This is a genomic window from Erysipelatoclostridium sp. MSK.7.34 (assembly GCF_019041935.1).
Classification (GTDB): Bacteria; Bacillota_I; Bacilli_A; order Erysipelotrichales; family Coprobacillaceae; genus Thomasclavelia; species Thomasclavelia ramosa.
In genome coordinates this window covers 1-19,025 of sequence record NZ_JAHPYJ010000003.1, presented here as the reverse complement: position 1 = coordinate 19,025, position 19,025 = coordinate 1, and the positions used below count along the sequence as shown (strand labels likewise).

The 19,025-nt window shown below is 32.3% G+C and carries 19 protein-coding genes and 1 riboswitch; of the genes, 11 read left to right on the top strand and 8 right to left on the bottom strand.

All coding sequences use genetic code 11. The features are described 5' to 3' along the window. Positions 1-34: 34 nt before the first annotated feature. The 8 genes from KTF99_RS02925 to KTF99_RS02890 all read left to right on the top strand — a co-directional run bounded on the left by KTF99_RS02925 (position 35) and on the right by KTF99_RS02890 (position 7,153). Positions 35-835: a transketolase gene (locus KTF99_RS02925; RefSeq protein ID WP_008792603.1), complete on the top strand. Its 801-nt coding sequence runs from the start codon at positions 35-37 to the stop codon at positions 833-835. Between the two features lies 1 nt (position 836). Further along, a complete protein-coding gene (locus tag KTF99_RS02920) occupies positions 837-1,760 on the top strand; it encodes a transketolase family protein (RefSeq protein ID WP_003535719.1) in 924 nt (307 codons plus the stop codon). Between the two features lie 2 nt (positions 1,761-1,762). Beyond that, positions 1,763-3,184 carry a 6-phospho-beta-glucosidase gene (locus tag KTF99_RS02915; RefSeq protein ID WP_008792605.1) on the top strand — a complete coding sequence of 474 codons (1,422 nt, stop codon included), beginning with the start codon at positions 1,763-1,765 and terminating at the stop codon, positions 3,182-3,184. A 22-nt stretch (positions 3,185-3,206) separates the two neighbouring features. Next, positions 3,207-4,400: a diphosphate--fructose-6-phosphate 1-phosphotransferase gene (locus KTF99_RS02910; protein ID WP_003535722.1), complete on the top strand. Its 1,194-nt coding sequence runs from the start codon at positions 3,207-3,209 to the stop codon at positions 4,398-4,400. After that, positions 4,390-5,112, top strand: a complete 723-nt coding sequence (locus tag KTF99_RS02905; RefSeq protein WP_003535724.1) for a YdcF family protein — start codon at positions 4,390-4,392, stop codon at positions 5,110-5,112. Before KTF99_RS02910 ends, KTF99_RS02905 begins: the two co-directional genes overlap by 11 nt. A 134-nt stretch (positions 5,113-5,246) precedes the next feature. After that, the gene (locus KTF99_RS02900) at positions 5,247-5,807 is read left to right on the top strand and encodes a DJ-1 family glyoxalase III (RefSeq protein WP_003535726.1); all 561 of its coding nucleotides are present in this window, start codon (positions 5,247-5,249) and stop codon (positions 5,805-5,807) included. Between the two features lies 1 nt (position 5,808). Further along, positions 5,809-6,360, top strand: coding sequence for a DJ-1 family glyoxalase III (locus tag KTF99_RS02895; protein WP_009300391.1), 552 nt, complete (start codon positions 5,809-5,811; stop codon positions 6,358-6,360). 19 nt (positions 6,361-6,379) lie between these two features. Next, the gene (locus tag KTF99_RS02890; RefSeq protein WP_003535730.1) at positions 6,380-7,153 is read left to right on the top strand and encodes a MurR/RpiR family transcriptional regulator; all 774 of its coding nucleotides are present in this window, start codon (positions 6,380-6,382) and stop codon (positions 7,151-7,153) included. A gap of 26 nt (positions 7,154-7,179) precedes the next feature. On the opposite strand, the gene KTF99_RS02885 is transcribed toward KTF99_RS02890, so the two are convergent. Further along, a complete protein-coding gene (locus KTF99_RS02885) occupies positions 7,180-8,073 on the bottom strand; it encodes a MurR/RpiR family transcriptional regulator (RefSeq protein WP_003535732.1) in 894 nt (297 codons plus the stop codon). A 210-nt stretch (positions 8,074-8,283) separates the two neighbouring features. Here KTF99_RS02885 and KTF99_RS02880 point away from each other — a divergent pair, with 210 nt between their 5' ends. Both KTF99_RS02880 and KTF99_RS02875 read left to right on the top strand, forming a co-directional pair. Then, positions 8,284-9,234 (top strand): NAD-dependent epimerase/dehydratase family protein, encoded by a 951-nt coding sequence (locus KTF99_RS02880; RefSeq protein WP_008792609.1) that lies wholly within the window; start codon positions 8,284-8,286, stop codon positions 9,232-9,234. 63 nt (positions 9,235-9,297) lie between these two features. Continuing rightward, complete coding sequence (locus tag KTF99_RS02875; RefSeq protein WP_003535736.1) at positions 9,298-9,732, top strand: hypothetical protein; 435 nt, start codon at positions 9,298-9,300, stop codon at positions 9,730-9,732. Between the two features lie 50 nt (positions 9,733-9,782). Here the strand turns inward: KTF99_RS02875 and KTF99_RS02870 are convergent, their stop codons facing one another. Then, the gene (locus KTF99_RS02870) at positions 9,783-10,205 is read right to left on the bottom strand and encodes a TspO/MBR family protein (protein ID WP_081446368.1); all 423 of its coding nucleotides are present in this window, start codon (positions 10,203-10,205) and stop codon (positions 9,783-9,785) included. Between the two features lie 206 nt (positions 10,206-10,411). On the opposite strand from KTF99_RS02870, the gene KTF99_RS02865 reads away from it, so the two are divergent. Then, a complete protein-coding gene (locus tag KTF99_RS02865; protein ID WP_003535740.1) occupies positions 10,412-10,684 on the top strand; it encodes a hypothetical protein in 273 nt (90 codons plus the stop codon). A gap of 13 nt (positions 10,685-10,697) precedes the next feature. Here KTF99_RS02865 and KTF99_RS02860 read toward each other — a convergent pair whose 3' ends face one another. The 6 genes from KTF99_RS02860 to thiM all read right to left on the bottom strand — a co-directional run bounded on the left by KTF99_RS02860 (position 10,698) and on the right by thiM (position 18,664). Then, on the bottom strand, positions 10,698-12,137 hold the full coding sequence (locus KTF99_RS02860; protein WP_003535742.1) for an alanine/glycine:cation symporter family protein: 1,440 nt from the start codon (positions 12,135-12,137) through the stop codon (positions 10,698-10,700). A 127-nt stretch (positions 12,138-12,264) separates the two neighbouring features. Then, positions 12,265-15,711: a bifunctional diguanylate cyclase/phosphodiesterase gene (locus KTF99_RS02855; RefSeq protein ID WP_217215437.1), complete on the bottom strand. Its 3,447-nt coding sequence runs from the start codon at positions 15,709-15,711 to the stop codon at positions 12,265-12,267. 75 nt (positions 15,712-15,786) lie between these two features. Beyond that, positions 15,787-16,581, bottom strand: coding sequence for a bifunctional hydroxymethylpyrimidine kinase/phosphomethylpyrimidine kinase (thiD, locus tag KTF99_RS02850; protein WP_008792614.1), 795 nt, complete (start codon positions 16,579-16,581; stop codon positions 15,787-15,789). A gap of 2 nt (positions 16,582-16,583) precedes the next feature. After that, positions 16,584-17,222 (bottom strand): HAD family hydrolase, encoded by a 639-nt coding sequence (locus KTF99_RS02845; protein WP_008792615.1) that lies wholly within the window; start codon positions 17,220-17,222, stop codon positions 16,584-16,586. Continuing rightward, positions 17,215-17,835 carry a thiamine phosphate synthase gene (gene thiE / locus KTF99_RS02840; protein WP_029482205.1) on the bottom strand — a complete coding sequence of 207 codons (621 nt, stop codon included), beginning with the start codon at positions 17,833-17,835 and terminating at the stop codon, positions 17,215-17,217. Before thiE ends, KTF99_RS02845 begins: the two co-directional genes overlap by 8 nt. A gap of 4 nt (positions 17,836-17,839) precedes the next feature. Beyond that, the gene (gene thiM, locus KTF99_RS02835) at positions 17,840-18,664 is read right to left on the bottom strand and encodes a hydroxyethylthiazole kinase (protein WP_029482207.1); all 825 of its coding nucleotides are present in this window, start codon (positions 18,662-18,664) and stop codon (positions 17,840-17,842) included. Between the two features lie 60 nt (positions 18,665-18,724). Next, a riboswitch (TPP riboswitch) is annotated at positions 18,725-18,830 on the bottom strand. Positions 18,831-19,025: the final 195 nt, after the last annotated feature.

The window sequence follows — 19,025 nt, the reverse complement described above, 5'->3', positions numbered from 1 at the left end:
ACAAAAGCTAAGAAGAGAAGGGGCGGTGTAAACGATGTTAAATAAAATGGCTAATGAAGCTAGAAAAAGTATTATTAAAATGATATATGAAGCTAAATCTGGACATCCAGGTGGATCTTTATCTTGTATTGATATTTTAATGTACTTGTACCAAAAGGAATTAAAGCTAACTAAAGATAATATTAATTCTAATGAAAGAAATAAGCTGGTACTATCTAAAGGTCATGGGGCACCAGCTTTATATGCTGTATTAAAAGAAATGAAAGTGTTAGATGAAAAAGAGTTAATGACTTTTAGAAAAATTAATTCTTCTTTACAGGGGCATCCAAATATGAATGATACGAAAGGTGTAGATATGTCAACGGGATCATTAGGGCAGGGGATAAGTGCAGCTGTTGGAATCACTTTGGCAAATAAGTACAAAAATAATAATTATTATACTTATGTAATTTGTGGTGATGGAGAATTTGAGGAGGGACAAGTATATGAGGCTCTAATGGCAGCAAGTCATTATCAACTTAGTCATTTTATTCTTTTTCTTGACTATAATGGATTACAAATTGATGGAAAAATAGTCGATGTTATTGGGCCACAACCTTTCTTGGAAAAGTTCTTAGCTTTTGGTTTTGAAGTTATCAATATAAATGGTCATGATTTTGATGAAATTGAAGCAGCTGTGGAGATGGCAAAAAATAGTCAAAAACCTACTGCAATCATTGCTCATACAGTAAAAGGAAAAGGAATTTCATTTATGGAAAATGAGATTGAATGGCATGGAAAGGCTCCAAATCGTAAAGAAATGGAACAAGCTCTGAGGGAGTTAGGAGGTCATTAGGATGAAGATTGCAACAAGAGAGGCCTTTGGAGAAGCACTAAAAGAGCTAGTGATAAAAAATAACGATGTTATTGTTTTGGATGCGGATTTATCGCCCGCAACAAAAACATGTTATGCTAAGGAAGCAAGACCACAGCAATTTTATAGCACAGGAATTGCTGAAGCAAATATGGTCGGAATAGGTGCAGGTTTGGCGGTTCAGGGGTTAAAGCCTTTTGTAAGTTCATTTGCCATGTTTTTAGCAGGGCGTGCTTTTGAACAAATTAGAAATTCTATTGCTTACCCACATTTAAATGTAAAACTTTGTGCAACTCATGCCGGCTTGACTGTTGGCGAAGATGGAGCAACTCATCAATGTAATGAAGATATTGCTTTAATGCGAGTTTTGCCGGGCATGGTAGTTTTGCAACCGTGTGACGCAAATGAAACAAAAGCTATGATGCAGTTTATGGTTGACTATGATGGTCCTGTATATTTAAGAACGAGCAGATATGCAGTGGATAATATTTTGGACTCTAATTATAAATTTCTTTTAGGCGAAATCGTTCCAATTGTTAAAGGTTGTAAAATTGCTTTTTTAGCGACTGGTATTATGGTAAATGAGGCTAGGAAAGCTATTGAAATTTTAGCTAAAAATAATATATACCCGTCATTATACAATGTGTCCTCACTTAAACCAATAAATACGATGCAACTAAATTCAATTATAAATAGTTATGATCTTATCTTTACATTGGAAGAACACAATATTATAGGTGGTTTGTATAGTTTAGTTTGTGAGAAGTTGGATAAGCCTAAAAAGATATATCCAATTGCTATCCAAGATACATTTGGTGAAAGTGGAACACCAGAGGAATTAATGAGTAAATATAAGATTGATGCAGATTACCTAGTAAAGTCTGTATTAGAAACAGTGGAGGAATAAAAATGACAAAGTTTAAAGATGATTTTTTATGGGGTGGCAGTTTAGCAGCTAATCAATGCGAAGGTGCTTTTGATGCAGATGGAAGAGGTCTAGATTTAATGGATGTAATTCCGGGCGGATTAGAAGCAAGGCAGGCAGCATATGCTTCACCACTTGATTATATGAATGAAAATATTGAGTATTGTCCAAATAGAATTGCAATCGATTTTTACCATCGTTACAAAGAGGATATTGCTTTGTTTGGAGAGATGGGTTTCAAATGTTTACGTTTGTCAGTTAACTGGACGCGTTTATTTCCGTATGGAGATGAAGAACAACCAAATGAAAAAGGCCTAACATACTATGATAGTTTAATAGATGAATTACTTAAACATGGAATTCAACCTTTAATAACACTTAATCATTTTAATGTACCGTTGTATTTAGCAAAGCATTATGGTGGCTGGGCTAATCGAAAAATGATCGATTTCTACTGCCGACTAGTCCGTCTGTTAATGACCCGTTATAAAGGAAAGGTAACAAAATGGTTAACTTTTTGTGAAATTAATGTTGGTTTATTTCAGCCCTATTCAACCCTAGGTTTATTATATAGAAAAGGTGATAATATTGAACAAATTAAGTATCAGGCAATGCATCATCAGTTACTCGCTTCAGCATTAGCAACAAAAATAGGACATGAGATTGATAAAAATAATCAAGTTGGATGTATGATTGCAGGTGGGGTCGTCTATCCGTATACTTGTCACCCATCAGATGTATTAAAAGCTTTTGAGGAAAATAATAAGGAACTAATGTTGACAGATGTTCAAGTTTTTGGAGAATATCCATATCATATGAAAGCTAAAATGAAAAAAGAAGGAATCACTATACATATGGAAAAAGATGATGAGGAGATTCTAAAAAATAATACAGTTGACTTTGTTGCTTTCAGTTATTATGCAAGTAAAGTAGTAACGACAGATCACAGATTAAAGATCAATAACTATGGCAAGTTACAAAATCCTTATTGTGATGCATCACAATGGGGATGGATCATTGATCCTCAAGGAATAAGAATTACATTGAATTTCTTACAAGAAAGATTTCATAAACCATTATTTATTGTTGAAAATGGTTTAGGAGCACCTGATGTTGTAGAAACAGATGGCTCAATTAAAGATGATTATAGAATAGAATATTTAAAAGCACATATTGAACAAGTAAAACTAGCACTAGATGATGGAATTGATTTGATGGGTTACTTAACCTGGGGCCCAATAGATGTAATTTCAGCAACTGAAGGTCAAATGACAAAACGTTATGGGTTTATATATGTTGATCGAGATGATGAAGGAAAGGGAACATTAAAAAGATCAAAGAAAAAATCATTTAACTGGTATAAAAAAGTTATTCAATCAAATGGTGAGGAATTAGAAAATATTTAAAGCAGATAAGGGGATGAAGATCATGTCGAGAAAATGTATAATCGGACAATCTGGTGGGCCGACAGTAGTTATTAATGCAACATTAGCCGGGGTCATTCAAGGAGCTTTGAAAGCAGATTATGAGAAAATATATGGAATGATTAATGGAATAGATGGATTGTTAGATGAAAAGATGGTTGATTTAAGTAGTTTTAAAGATCAGAAGAATTTGTTTAAGTTGATTCATACACCAGCAATGTATTTAGGCTCATGTAGATATAAGATTTTCGAAAAGGATCAATCAATTAAGCAAAGAATAATTACAATATTAAATAAGTATGAAATTACCGACTTCTTTTATATTGGTGGTAATGATTCAATGGATACTATTGAAAAATTAAGTACTTATGCAAAAATATGTAATTGCCCAATCAACTTTATTGGTATTCCTAAAACAATTGACAATGATCTTATGAATATTGATTATACACCAGGATACCCTTCTGCCTGTCATTATGTTGCTACCTCATTATGTGAAATTGCTTTTGACAGTGTTATATATCCAATAAAATCAGTAACGATCGTAGAAATTATGGGGCGAGATGCTGGCTGGTTAACAGCTTCAGCACAACTTGTTAATGAAGTCTATCCTGATTCTATCGATTTAATTTATATGCCGGAAAACATTTTTGATGAAAATGACTTTCTTGAACAGATCAAAGATAAATTAAAAAAGAAGGATCACTGTATTATTGCTGTATCTGAAGGTATTCGAGATCAATATGGAATGTGTGTATCACTAGATAGTGGGATTCAAAAAGATGCATTTGGTCATTTATCAAATAATGGCTGTTCAAATTATCTAAAAAAACTTATCGGTGACCATCTTGGCTGTAAAGTACGGGCCATTCAGTTAAGTACCCTTCAGCGTTGTGCAGCACATTTAGCCAGTTACATAGACATAGAAAATGCTTTACGTATTGGTAGTTATGCAATAAATTGTGCGTTGGATAAACGAACGGGGATTATGGTCACAATTTCAAAAAATAGAAATGAATTTTTATTAAGTCACGTTGATATTCATAAAGTAGCAAATCATGTTAAACCATTTCCATTAGAATGGATTGATGAAAAGAATAAGAAGATTAAAAAAGAATATATTGATTATGTGGTTCCTTTAATATATAAAAGTGGACAAATTGAGCTTCCTCAATATTTGCAATTAAATGAAAGATAGTCAGGCTTTTAATCTTCTTAATCAATTTTTAGCGATAAATACATATGATGAAAAGAAAAAGTATGATCTGATTTTAGTATTAGGAAATGCTATTGCTGAAACTGGATTAATAGCTTATCAACTATACAAAACAGGGCATGCTTATCACTTCATGATTGCTGGAGGAAAAGGTCATACTACAGATATTTTAATCAATACGATTAAAGAGAAGTATGATATTAAAGATATTACTAAAAGAAGTGAAGCAGAATTATTTAAGTATCTTATTGAAGAAAATTATGGGGTAGACAATACTATTTTATTAGAAAAAGAATCTACTAATTGTGGGGAAAATATTCAGTTTGCTTTCAAACTTCTCAAAAAAGAAGACATTATAGTAAAAAATATTTTATTGGTTCATGATCCTCTTATGCAAAGGCGAATCGATGCAACTGCAAGACATTATGCTCCACATATAAATTTTGATAATTATAGATGTTTTTTGCCAGTTGTTGAGAATATTGGATTTGAACTTAAAAATAATATTTGGGGCTTATGGTCAAAAGAACGATATATTTCACTTTTATTAGGAGAAATGAAGAGAGTCATCGATGATAAAGATGGCTATGGACCAAATGGTAAGCAGTATATTGAACATGTTGAAGTTCCTCAAAAGATACTGGCGGCATATAGATATATCTTTTTTCGATATGGTAAATATCAAAGGAAATAAAAACTTTATCAATAATATTTAGACTTTTGGTGAAACAAAAGTCTTTTTTATGATTTCTTAATTTTGGAAATGAATTGATAAACGGTGTAAACAATATTATTGTGTAAATATAAATTAAAAGGAGGAAAGAAGATATGAAAAAGGCAGCAGTTATTGTAGCTCCAGGGTTTGAAGAAGGGGAGACGTTATCTATTATAGATATTATTCGTCGTGCTAATTTTCAATGCGATATGATCGGTTTTGAAAAGGATGTTGCAGGAGCACATGATATTATTGTGAAATGTGACAGCGTACTAAATGATGAGGTAATTGATTATGATATGATTATTTTACCAGGAGGGTATCCCGGTGCTGCTAACTTAAGAGATAATACAAGGTTAATTGAAATTTTAAATATAATGGCACAAAAAAACAAGTATATTTGTGCCATATGTGCAGCTCCGATTGTTTTAGAAAAGGCGGGATTACTAAAAGGAAAAAACTATACTGCTTATGTGGGATACGAGCAAAAAATAAAACAAGGAAATTACTTACATGATAAAGTGGTGATTGATGGGAAAATTGTAACGAGTCGCGGTCCAGCAACAGTTTATGCATTTGCATATAAGCTGGTAGATTTATTGGGTGGCAATTCACTAGCTCTCAAAAAAAGAATGGTCTATTTTAATGCTTTTGATGTTAAGGAGGATGAATAGTATGAGAAAAGCTGCAGTATTGGTAGTAGATGGATACGAAGAAAGTGAAACAGTGACGATTGTAGACTTGTTAAGAAGAGCCGGAATTGAGTGTCATACATTTGGTTTTGCTGAACAGTACGTTAGGGGGATGCAGGGGATGATGATAAAAGTAGATAAGATTTTTAGTGATGAGATCAAAAATTATGATATGCTGGTTTTACCTGGCGGAAGACCAGGGGGTGTGAATTTAGGAGCAAATCCACTGGTTATTGAAATGGTTCAATACTATAATGAAAATGGAAAGTATTTAGCAGCAATATGTTCTGGAACAATTGTTTTATCAAAGGCAAGAGTTATCGACGGTAAAAATGTGACTGGCTATACTGGATATGCCGATAAATTAGTAGGTGGAGAATTTGTTGATAAGGTTGTTGTTTTTGATCAGAATATTATAACAAGCCAAGGGCCAGCAACATCATATCCATTTGCATTTAAGATTATCGAAGTGTTAGGTCAAGATGTTAGTGAAATGAAGGAAAGACTATTATATAACTTTGCTGGTGGAAGATAAGTGAAAGTGAGTGATAATAATGATCTATGATAAATTACCAATAGTTTTTTTAAGTACGCTTGTCAGCGAAAAAAATGGTTCAACTAATAGCCAGATAGCAGCATATATTTTGAATCACCTTGAGGAAGTTCAAAATCTTGGAATCAAGGAAATTGCTAAGGAATGCAATGTTGCGGTAAGCTCAATTTCCCGTTTTTGTAAAGAAGTAGGTTTAAGGGACTTTGCTGAATTAAAAGAACTGTTGTTGTCAACAGATTTATCTTTTGAAGATCATTCACACGCAACTTCGAAACAAGCAAGACTGCATGATTATAGTCATAAAGTAAGAGAAAGTATTATCATGGTTGAAAAATCAATTGATATGGATGCAGTAATTGATTTATGTAAGGATATCAATGAATATCAAAAGGTAGCCATTTTTGGTTTGTTAAAAGCTGGAGCAGTAGCTTTTAATTTGCAAGGTGACTTATTAATGCTGAATAAACAGGTATATACTAATATCTCCTATTCTCAACAAATTCAATATATTGTTGCGGCTGATGAAGATGATTTGATTATAATTTTTTCGTATACAGGTGCATATTTTGATTATCAAGATTTAAGAGCTTTGAAAAAAAGATTAACAGCGCCTAAAATATGGATGATATCGAGTGATGACAGAGAGTATCCTGAATGTATTGATCGAACAATTTTATTTAAATCGTTACAAGATCAAAACAGTCATCCTTATCAATTACAATTTATTGCCGGACTAATTGCTCAAGAATATTCACGTTTGCATCAGCTTAAATAATAGGAAAGAATGACTTTTGTTAAAAGTCATTCTTTTTCATTTTGTTCATTTTCTTGAATAATTAAATTAGTAATTTCTCGTGATTCCGTATTTTTAGCGAGTTCAGTTTTAAAAGTATAATGCTGATCATAGGCTGTTGTAAAAAAGCAAGAATATAATACATCTAAAATAAGTGAGATGGATTCTAGTGAAGAATAAGCACCAATTTTTGAATATGATTTTTCTCTTGTTGTAACCCGTAAAACAATATCAGCTAATCGAGTTAAACTATTTTCACCAATACTTGTTATTGCGATAATAGGGACATTCTTTTTCTTTAAAATATTAGCAATTTTAATAATTTCACCAGATTCTCCAGAATATGAAAGACAAATTCCTAAATCATTAGAATTGGCCATCATTGCTTCTTGATAGATATTGCTATTTAACACAAAAACTTCAGCATTTTTACCGATGTGGCGTAATTTAAAAACAAATTCTTCAGCTGGAAATGATAAATTAGAAACACCAAAAACTTTAACAGTATTACTTTTTTGTAATGCTCTCACTGCTTTTTGCAGTGTATCGTGATGAATTAATGAAAGGGTATCATTAAGACTTTCAGTTTTTAACTGTGTTATTTTGTTAGCGATATTCATAATTGAATCTGTTTTTAAAAAAGGTTGATTGGCATCTATATTTAAATGACTTTTGTGCAAATATTGAACTTCTTCTAAAAAGGCGTTTTTAAAATTATTATAACCACTGAATCCTAATTTTTTAGAAATTCTAACCAATAGCGATGGTGAAGTATATGTTTCACCAGCAATCATCGTTGTCGAATAATCTTTTATTCGCTCTTGTTTTGTTAAGATAAAATCAATAACTATTTCTTCACTTGGAGAAAATTTTGTGTTTTTCATTTTTTCTTGTAATAGCATTGCTCGCCCTCCTGGTATTATCGTTTCTATTATATTCTATCATAACAAATATGATAAGCAATGGATTAAGCAAAGCGGTTTGTAAAAGGCTTTTACAAATGATACTTGTATTTATAAAGATAAATGAGAAAGCTTTTCTAAAAGGATAAAACTAGCTTTAATGTCATCTTTATTTGAATTAAGATAGGTTTATCAAAAGGAGGAAGATTTATGAAAGTAGTTGTTATTGGGGCATGTGGACATATCGGTTCATATTTAGTGCCTAAATTAGTGAAGGGAGGGTTTAAAGTTGTAGCAATTAGTCGGGGTAAAAGTAAGCCATACATAAATGATCCTGCTTGGAAGATGGTAGAACAAGTAGTTTTAGATCGTAATAAAGATGAAGACTTTGCTTATAAAGTTGCTAAAATGAATGCTGATATTGTTGTAGACTTAATCAACTTTAATATCGAAGATACGAAAAAAATGGTTACAGCATTGAAGGAAATTAAGATATCTCATTATTTATATTGTTCATCGATTTGGGCTCATGGTCGAGCAGAATTTTTACCAGCTGATCCAAATAGTTTAAAAGAGCCTTTGGATGATTATGGAGTTGATAAATATCAAAGTGAGTTGTATTTAAAAGAACAGTATCGCAAAAATGGTTTTCCAGCAACGATAATTATGCCAGGTCAAATTTCTGGACCAGGCTGGACAATTATTAATCCTCTTGGGAATACAGACTTTTCAGTATTTCAAAAAATTGCAAATGGGCAGGAAATCTATTTACCAAATTTAGGTATGGAAACTTTACATCATGTCCATGGTGATGATGTTGCGCAAATGTTTTATCAGGCAATCACTCATAGAAATCAAGCATTAGGAGAGAGTTTTCATGCGGTTGAAAGAGAATCAATGACTTTATATGGGTATGCTAAAGCAATGTACCGTTATTTTAATCAAGAGCCTAAAATTAAATTTTTGTCATGGGAAAAATGGTGTAAATATGTTAATGATGATGAATTAATAGATCATACTTATTATCATATTGCAAGAAGTGGGGAATATAGTATTGAAAATGCACAAAAATTGTTAGAATATTCACCTAAATATACAACCTTAGAAACAGTGGAACAAGCAGTAGCCAGCTATATTGAAAGAGGGATTATTACCTTATAATTAAGAATAAATATAAATAAAAAGAGCATAATGATTTTATAGAATAAAAGGAGCGTACAAATAATGATTGAACCAGATACTATAAAATTATTACGAGAATGTGATGCAGGGATTAAGATGGGTGCAGCTTCAATCGATGATGTTTTAGATTATGCACATGATGAAACGTTAAGACAGCATTTAATTGACTGCAAAAGAGAACATGAGCAGTTAAAAGAAGAGATTCAAACTCTTTTAGATAAGTTTCATGATGAAGGCAAAGAACCTAATCCAATGGCTAAAGGCATGTCTTGGGTCAAGACAAATGCTAAATTGGTTATGCATGAATCTGATCAAACGATTGCCGATCTAATAACTGATGGATGCAATATGGGAGTAAAATCTCTTAATAAATATCTTAATCAATATGAAGCAGCTGATGAAAAAACGAAAGATATTACAAAAAGATTAATTAATCTTGAGGAAAAATTAGTAATTGATATTCGGCAGTTTTTATAAATAGCAAAAAGCCTTTTACATATAGTAAATGGCTTTTTTTATTGTTGAACTTAATTTAAAAGATAGATCGAAAGATTTAAATAACCAGCAAAAGTTACCCAAATAAGATATGGGAGCATTAGATAGCCAGCTAATTTATTTGTTTTGTAAAATAGGATTGCTGTTATTAAGATAAGCAGCCATAAAATTATTAGCCAAATAAAGGCAAGTAAGTACAACCTAAGATTAAAGAAGATAATAGGCCAAATAAAATTGAAAAAAAGCTGAATCTTATAAATGAAAAGAGTTACATGCTGAGAAGACTCTGTAGTCAAGACTAGATAGGATGCTATTCCCATTAAAATATATAGAACAGTCCAAACGATTGGAAATAGCCATCCCGGTGGTGATAGCACTGGCTTTTGAATTGTTTCAAATGTGGTCATAGCATCGTGTGTAAGAAATGCTGAAAGAGTACCTACAAAAAGGGGAATAATAATACATATAATTAATTTCTGCCATTGAATTTTTATAAAATCACCTCATCAAAAATATATGAAAAAAATAAAATTATATGCTTGTTGATAAAATTTAGGGTATAATATCCTGAGAAAAAGAGTTTTAGAGAAAAGGTGATTGTAGATTACTGAGGTTGTGGTAAAATAATTATGTGATGAGCTAGATATAAGGAGGAATAATCATGGCATTATTTGATGATCTAAGTAAAAAAGCAGCAAAACTGACAGAAAAAACAATTGAAAAATCATCTGAATTAGCGGATGTCGCGAAAACGAGAGTGAGTATAAAAAGTGCTCAGGCTGATTTAGATGAGAAGTTTATTGAATTAGGCAAACTGTATTATGAAATTATTAGTAATGATAATATTTTTGATGAAAAGACAGCAGCAATCGTTCAGGAAATTGACAGTATTAATACACGAATAAAAGAATTAGAAGCAAATTTGGATAAATAAAACCTGTTGAGGATCATACTTCAACAGGTTTTTCATATTCTTTTTCAATATCATGCCAAAATTCAGCGTTTTTAATTCCTAAATTATCAGGGTGGAAAATTGGATCTTTTCCTTCCTTTTTTTGAATACTATAGTCTTTTAAACATTTAAAAGCAATTTTACCTAACAATAAAATTACGACAATATTCATGATTGCCATAAAGCCCATCAAAACATCAGCTAGATCCCAAATAGTATTAAAACTAGCTTGGGCACCAAAGAAAATTATAATTACAGTAATAATTCTAAAAATAAATAAAGCTTTTTTGTTGTCAATAATAAATTTAAAATTACTTTCAGCATAGCAATAGTTTCCAATCAAAGAAGAAAAAGCAAATAAGAAAATAGAAATTGTTATAAAATGAATACCAAATTCACCTACTTCAGCAAAAATAGCTTGTTGAACATACGGCATTCCTGTTAATCCAGATTCTGTCCCATAATTTAGTAACATAAAAGCAGTAGTGGAACAAATTAACATAGTATCAATAAAAACAGAGATGGTTTGTACTAAACCTTGTTTTACAGGATGAGAAACATCTGCGGTTGCTCCAGCGTTCGGTGCGGATCCCATTCCAGCTTCGTTAGAAAAAAGCCCACGTTTGATTCCATGCATTACACAAGAGCCGGCAAATCCTCCTGCAATCGCTTTAAAATCAAATGCTTGATTAAAAATATCACTAAATATTTCTGGTAGCTGATTAAGATTGCTAAAGGTTATGTATAAACCAAGTAATATATATAAAATAGCCATGACTGGTACAACTTTGGAGCTAATGATCCCGATTCGATGGACTCCGCCAAAAATAACCGCAGCAGTAGCTAAAGCTAAAACTGCACCAATAACAAAGGCAACTAATTCATTGTTTGAAAAATAATATTCGACGGCACTACTAACATTATATGCTTGCAATGGATTAAAGCCAAAAATAAAGCAAGCAATCAACAGACACGAAAAAATAATTCCTAACCAGCGTTTTCCGATAGCTTTTTCAATATAATAAGCTGGTCCTCCACGAAATGAGTCGCCGTCTTTTTCTTTATAGACTTGGGCTAAGGTTGATTCAATAAAAGCACTGGCTCCACCAATCAGAGCAATTATCCACATCCAAAAAATAGAACCAGCTCCACCAGCAGCCAAAGCTGTAGCAACACCAGCAATATTACCAGTTCCTACTCGTGATGCAGTTGAAATCATTAGTGCTTGAAAAGATGAAACACCATCATCATGATGTGATTTTTCCTTAAGAAGTCGAATTCCTTCTGGTAACATTCTAAATTGAACAAATTTAGTTCGAATTGTAAAATACACCCCGGTTGCAACAAGCAGAGCAATTAAAATATTGCTATATAAAAATTCATTGATTAATCCAAGTAATTCTTGAATTGATATCACGCATTCACTTCCTTTCATTAATTAATCTTGATTATAAAGCGCAAAAATGCATTATAATCATACTTTTGTATGTTACCATGTTTGATTTCTACTGTAAATAAGAATGCACAAAAAGTGTATCCATTAGGATACACTTTTAGACAAATTATTGATGATACTTATCCACAAATTCTTGTAAAGGAATTGGTTTAGAATAATAAAACCCTTGAATAATATTGCAGCCTAAACAAACCAACAGTTCTATTTGTTTTTCAGTTTCAACTCCTTCAGCGACACAGGCAACATTAATTTTTTTACACATTTCAATTATATGATGTAAGATAGTTTGACATTTATCGTTATTTACTAATGTGTCGATCATTGATTTATCAATTTTTAATTCATCAAAATTTAAAGTTGATAATAATGACATATTTGCATATTTAGCACCGAAGTCATCTAGTGAAATATTAAAACCGAGATCTTTAATGCGCTTAGAAATCGTAGCAATGATACTACGATCGATATTTCCAATGCTTTCAGTAATTTCAAGAGTTATGAAATTATTAGGAATATTATACTTATTTTTAATTCGTTTTAAGGAATTAGTAAAGTCAGATTCTAGAAGGGTAAGGCGAGAAATATTGACAGAAATAGGAATTAATTCTTTTCCTTCTTTTTGCCAACGCTCAAGAATTTCACAAATTTGTTCAAACATATAAAAATCTAAGTAACGAGTCAGTCGTTCTTTTTCTAATGTGGGAATAAATTTATTTGGCATGATTAAGCCGTGACCGGGATATTCAAGTCGGACCAAAGCTTCGGCCGAAACAACTTTGTTTTGATCAATATCAAATTTTGGCTGTAAGTAAACAACAAATTGTTTTGCTTTAAAACATTTGAGAAGATTTTCAAGTTTTTTAGGTGAATAGTGTTTTTTATATGTATCAGCTCGTTCATAGTATATTTGTTTGTTGATCATCATTAATTCTTCGGCTTGGTGAATCAAATCATTAATATCCATGTTATCTTCACTCCATGTGTATCCAAGTGAGACACCATTTGGAGTTGAACCGAGTAAAGTATCTTCCATCTGCTTAGTAGCTTCAATAAATTGTTTATACTCAAGATCGTTTACAATAATGATGAATTCATCACCACTTAATCTAAAGATTTTTTCGCTTGGGAAATATGAATTCATAATACTAGAAATAATCGTAATTATTTTATCACCATGGTAATGTCCAAAATCGCGATTAATTTCTTTCAAGCCGTTGATATCTGCAAGAATGACTCCTTGAGAGTAAACAGCACTATTTTCATAACTCAAAAATTGAGTAAAACTATTACGATTAAGTAAGCCGCTTAAGTTATCGTGATAAAGATTGTACTGTGTTTTTTCATATAATCGACGTTTCTTTACCTCGTTGACGATAGAAAAATTGATAGAATCAAGTAATGCAATTGTATTTTGGTTAATTGAAGGATTGTCAACACCAATATAGCCTGCAAAAATGCCAGTTTCCTCATAGGGAATTGTCACTAAAGAATGGGCTTCACGACTAATAAAGTGTGCATATTCTCGAGGATGCTCTTTTTTGATGGCTTCACAATCATTGATAATTAGATTATTATGATGTTCAAAAGCTTCATAAATATAAGGAATTTCATTTAAATCAATCCGCTGTAGTTGGTCACGATAGTGAGGATAGTTTTCTTGGCACCATTCATAAGTGTTTGAACCAATTTTTGTATTTAGGTCAATTTCAACGATATATGCTCTTGTTGCTTGGTAAAAATTGCCAATGATCTCTAAAACGTTGTTAATAGCTTCTTCAAGAGTGTCCGGAATTGTCAAGGCTTGAAGACAATCTAAAATCGTTTTTTCAATTGCAAATTCAGTAGGAACACGTTGAAGATTGAAGTTATGAGTATCAGAAACATCAACAGCAATTTCCATTCGCACAGGTGTTCCTTCCCATAATACTAATTTATCTTTAACAATATAGTCCTTATTTAGATGCTGATTGCTAAACTCCCAAATATAAAATTCATTAAGATTTAATTTAGCATTAGTACAAAATGGGCAGGGGCTAGTTCGACCTTGTAGAGCTTCGTAACATTTAATATGATTATATTCTCCCGCTTCAATTCCGGTGATTTCACGTCCCTTTCGATTTAAGTATAGTAATTCATAAGTATCTAGGCTGCTAACATAAACAATTTCATCAAGTTCATCAATTAGCCAGCCTTTACTAATATAATTAGTTACAGGAGTTATATCCTGATAGCTATCATTAAAAGCAAAATATTGCGATTTGCCCAGTTTTTTTGCTCGATAGAGAGCAGAATCGGTTTGTTCAAACAATTCGTGTAATGTTTTACCGTCATCAGGGCTAAAAGTAATACCAATTGAACTGCTGATCGTATATTCTTGATAATTTGATGAGTAATAAAGATGAAGTTCTTCAAGAATGATACTAGCTTTATGGTAAACATATTTCTTGGATGGAATATCTTTAATGAAAATAATGAATTCATCGCCGCCATAACGCCCAATAATTGCTTTGTTATTAAAAATATTTGTTAGCTTATGAGCAATCTCACATAAAACGGTATCCCCAAAACTATGACCAAGATTATCGTTGATATTTTTAAAGTTATCAATATCAATCAATAATAAAGCACTACTAGACTCTCTTTTTTTATTTAAATATTCATTAACAATTTGACCAAAAGCGGTTCGATTGTATAGTTTAGTGAGCGGATCGGATTGAGATTGGCGCAATAATTCTAATTCATGTATTTTCTTATCATTAATATCTTTTACATAGACAAAGCCAAATAATTTATTTGTTTCACCAACGTGTAAGAGATGAATCGTTGTACTGACCCAGCCTTGTTTTTGAGTTGCATTGAGCGAACGATATTCACAATATACTTCCGTAATCCCCTGTTCAAATAATTTCTTTAAACGGTGAGGATGTAATTCTTGGTAGAATTTATTTTTATCATCAGGATGGACGCATTTTTTAGTCCAGCGAAGTAAAAACTCACTATAACTACAGTTAGTGTTTAAGTCAACTAGTTTTAACATGTTAACGGTATTTTCGATAATATCTTCGATAATTAAATCATCATCAATATTAATTTCATAGGATACTAAAGCATCTGATGCTATTGCTGCTTTAAACTGTCCCTCATGAAGATATTTTTGATGACTGATTTCTAGATTTTTTAAAACTTTTTTGTTTTCAGTAATATTTTCGACTAAACAAATTATATATACTGACTGATTATTGTATATAAAGGATAGTCTGGAACGAGTCCAAATCAAGTCATTATCTTTATTAAATGATTGAGTCTCAATTTCGAGAAATTCTTCTTTCTTTTGAATGATACTAGTAATTGTATTTTTTACTTTTTGATAATCATTAGAATAGGGAAGAGAATAGTTGAAGCCGTCATTACGCTTGTATTTAAAAAGTTGATAATAAAGATCATTAGCATATTCAAAATGAAAATTATGACGATATGTAATGATTGCACAAGCAGTATTTAAATGGTTACAGATCTTAGTGATCATATCAAGATTATATGGATTAACTGGCATTCTATTTTCCTCCTTATTAAATTAGAAAAAATAGCTCTACCTCATTATACTACTAAAGCAATTATATCGGTTGAATTATTTTAATGTTTGATTAATATTCCAGCAATGATCTAATGGTCCACTGCCATGACCTAGGTTAAGATTAGCTTTTAAAGCCCCGGTAATATAGACTTTAGCTCTAGTAACGCTTTCTTCAATTGAATATTCTAAAGCTAGATTGGAAGCAATTGCTGAAGAAAGGGTACAGCCAGTGCCATGAGTATTAGGATTATTAATTTTTTCTCCTGTCAACCAAGTAATATTTCCCCGGTAATAAAGAAGGTCATCAGCCCGTTCTTCAAAATGGCCCCCTTTGATCAAAATGTAGCCGTGGTACCATTCACTAATCATCTTTGCGGCTGTAATCATGTCATCTTTAGTATTAATTTTTAAATTTGTTAAAACCTGTGCTTCAGGGATATTAGGAGTAATAATAGTAGCTAATGGAATAAGCTTTTCTTTCAAGAGTCTTAGAGCATTGTCAGCTAATAAACGAGATCCGCTAGTAGAAACCATAACAGGATCAACAACGATAGGACAATCTTTTTGCGATGTTAATTTATTTACGATCATTTCAATTAATACTGGACTGGAAACCATTCCAATTTTAATTGCATCAGGATAAATATCTTCAAAGACACAGTCAAACTGTTCGGCTAAAAAATCAGGTTTTACTTCCATAATATCTCTAACACCTAATGTGTTTTGGGCCACTAAGGCAGTAATAATACTCATCCCGTAGACTTTATGAGCTGTCATGGTTTTTAGATCCGCTTGAACTCCTGCTCCACCTGTTGGATCAGTTCCTGCGATAGTTAGAACTTTTTTCATAATCATCTCTCCATTTCTGATAAATTTTTTAAATTTAAATCACTTATTTTGCAAATTTCATCCCAATCATCTTGATTACTTTGATCTGCAACGGCCCATACTGTAAAACCTTGCTTTTTTGCAGCAATTATTGCATGAAGGGCATCTTCAATAACAATGCATTCATCTTTATGGAGGTGTAATGCAGAGATTGCATAATTGTAGGCCTCGCCACTGCGTTTATCTAAAGTAGTATGATCACATGTAATAATTTCATCAAATTTTGATGTTAGATTATATTTATCAAGAATGTTAATTGTTGCTTGATAATTATTTGCAGTTAATAAGCACAGTTTTTTATGATGGTTAAAACAGTTAGTAATAAATTCCAAAGCCCCTGGTTTTAAGGGGATTTCGCTTAAATAAATATGATTTAATAAACTATTAACTTCATTGATTAAAACATCAAGAGGCTCTTTTAATTGATATGTCTCAGCGATGTATTTAATTGCTTGGTTAATTGATAGTGGTGCCAAGATATCTTTAAGATTTGCCTCAGGGGTAATTCCTTTTAATTCGAGAAAACGACTGCCTAATTCATTCCAAATGTGCATCGAATCAAGCAAAGTTCCATCCATGTCAATGATATAACCTTTAATCATAGATTCCTCGGGCACGTGCTTTTAATTTAGCGGCTGCTTCTTTTATATCAGGAGCGCTCATAATGGCTGAAACAACAGCAATACCATCAATTTTTGTTCCTTTTAAGAGTAGGCAATTGTCTTGGTTGATACCACCGATTGCTACAACAGGTAAGCCAATTTTTGTAGTTATTTCATGTAATTGGGTAAAGCTCACTGCTGTAGCATCATCTTTAGTTGAAGTATTGAACATGGCTCCCACTCCTAAATAATCAGCACCATCTTCCTTGGCGGCAAGAGCTTCTTTTAAGTTGTGAGCAGAAACCCCAATAATTTTATGAGGACCGATTATTTTTCGAACTCTTTTAACAGGCTGATCATCTTGACCGATATGAATTCCATCACTGTCTACAGCCAATGCTACGGCTACATTATCGTTGATGATAAAGGGAATATGGTATTTAGAACAAATTGTTTTGACTTTTTTTGCTTGAATAGTAAATTCTTCATCAGTTAAATTTTTTTCGCGTAATTGAACCATTGTTACTCCACCTAAAATAGCTTGTTCAATATCTTCTTCAAGTGGACGATCGTTCAACCAGCTGCGGTCGCTGACTAAATATAGTTCTAGCATGTTTCTAGTGAAGTTCAATTTTAACACCGGCTTTCAATTGATAATAATTAATTGTACTCAAGGCATCGATTAAATGCATTCTAAAACTGCTTGTTCCACTATTGTCATTACGAACTCTTTGATCAGCTAACTCACCACAGTATCCCATCATTGCAATCGTATAAGCAGTAGTTTCTAAAAGATCATTTTGACCAATAGCGGTTGTTGCTCCAAGAATTGCCGATAACATACAACCTGTTCCTGTGATTCGTGACATCATTGCACAACCGTTAGTGATTACATAGGTTTTTTCTTGATTGGCAACAATATCAATTGCTCCAGTGATTGCGATTACGGCACCGCTTTCTTGACTAAATTTCTTAGCAAAACTAATAACTTCATTAAGATTTTCAGCTGTTACAATATCATTGATATTGGCATCGACTCCTTGAGTTGAAGTCATATTCATTGCTAGGGCTTTTATTTCGGAAATATTTCCTCGAATAACACTAAAATTAATTTCTTCAAGTAGTTTTTTTGCAGTATTAGTCCGAAGCTTGCTAGCTCCAGCACCAACAGGATCGAGAACAACAGGGTGATTTAAATGGTTAGCCATTTTTCCTGCTTTGATCATTGAAGCAACTGTCCTTTCATTCAGCGTACCAATATTGATTACTAAAGCATTACAGATTGTTGTAATTTCCTCAACTTCATGAATGTCATCAGCCATAATGGGGCTGCCATTAACAGCTAAGATGGCATTAGCACAATCATTGACAGTAACATAGTTAGTAATGCAATGCACAATTGGATTGCGTAATTTAATTTCTTCTAAAACTTTTTCAAACATATTCTTCCTCACTTTCTTAAAGCACTAAAAAGAGAATATGCCAAGTGCCATATTCCCTACTTATTGTTAGTGAGTATGTCCCTACGTTGGCATTATCCAAATCAGGTTAGCGGTCGAAGTTCACAACTTCCTCTCAGCCTGTTTACAAGCTCCCGTGCTTTAACTATATCATAGCATTTTCAAACTATTTCAGCAAACTAAGTATCAAAATTTTTTTTGCGTTGATAATAAAAGAAGATTGAAATGCATAATTATATCGAGTATAATTAGTAGGGTTAGCGTTAAAACCCAGAACGGAGCGATAAAATGAAAAATAATTATGATGTTGTGGTTGTTGGAGCGGGACCAGCAGGAATCATGG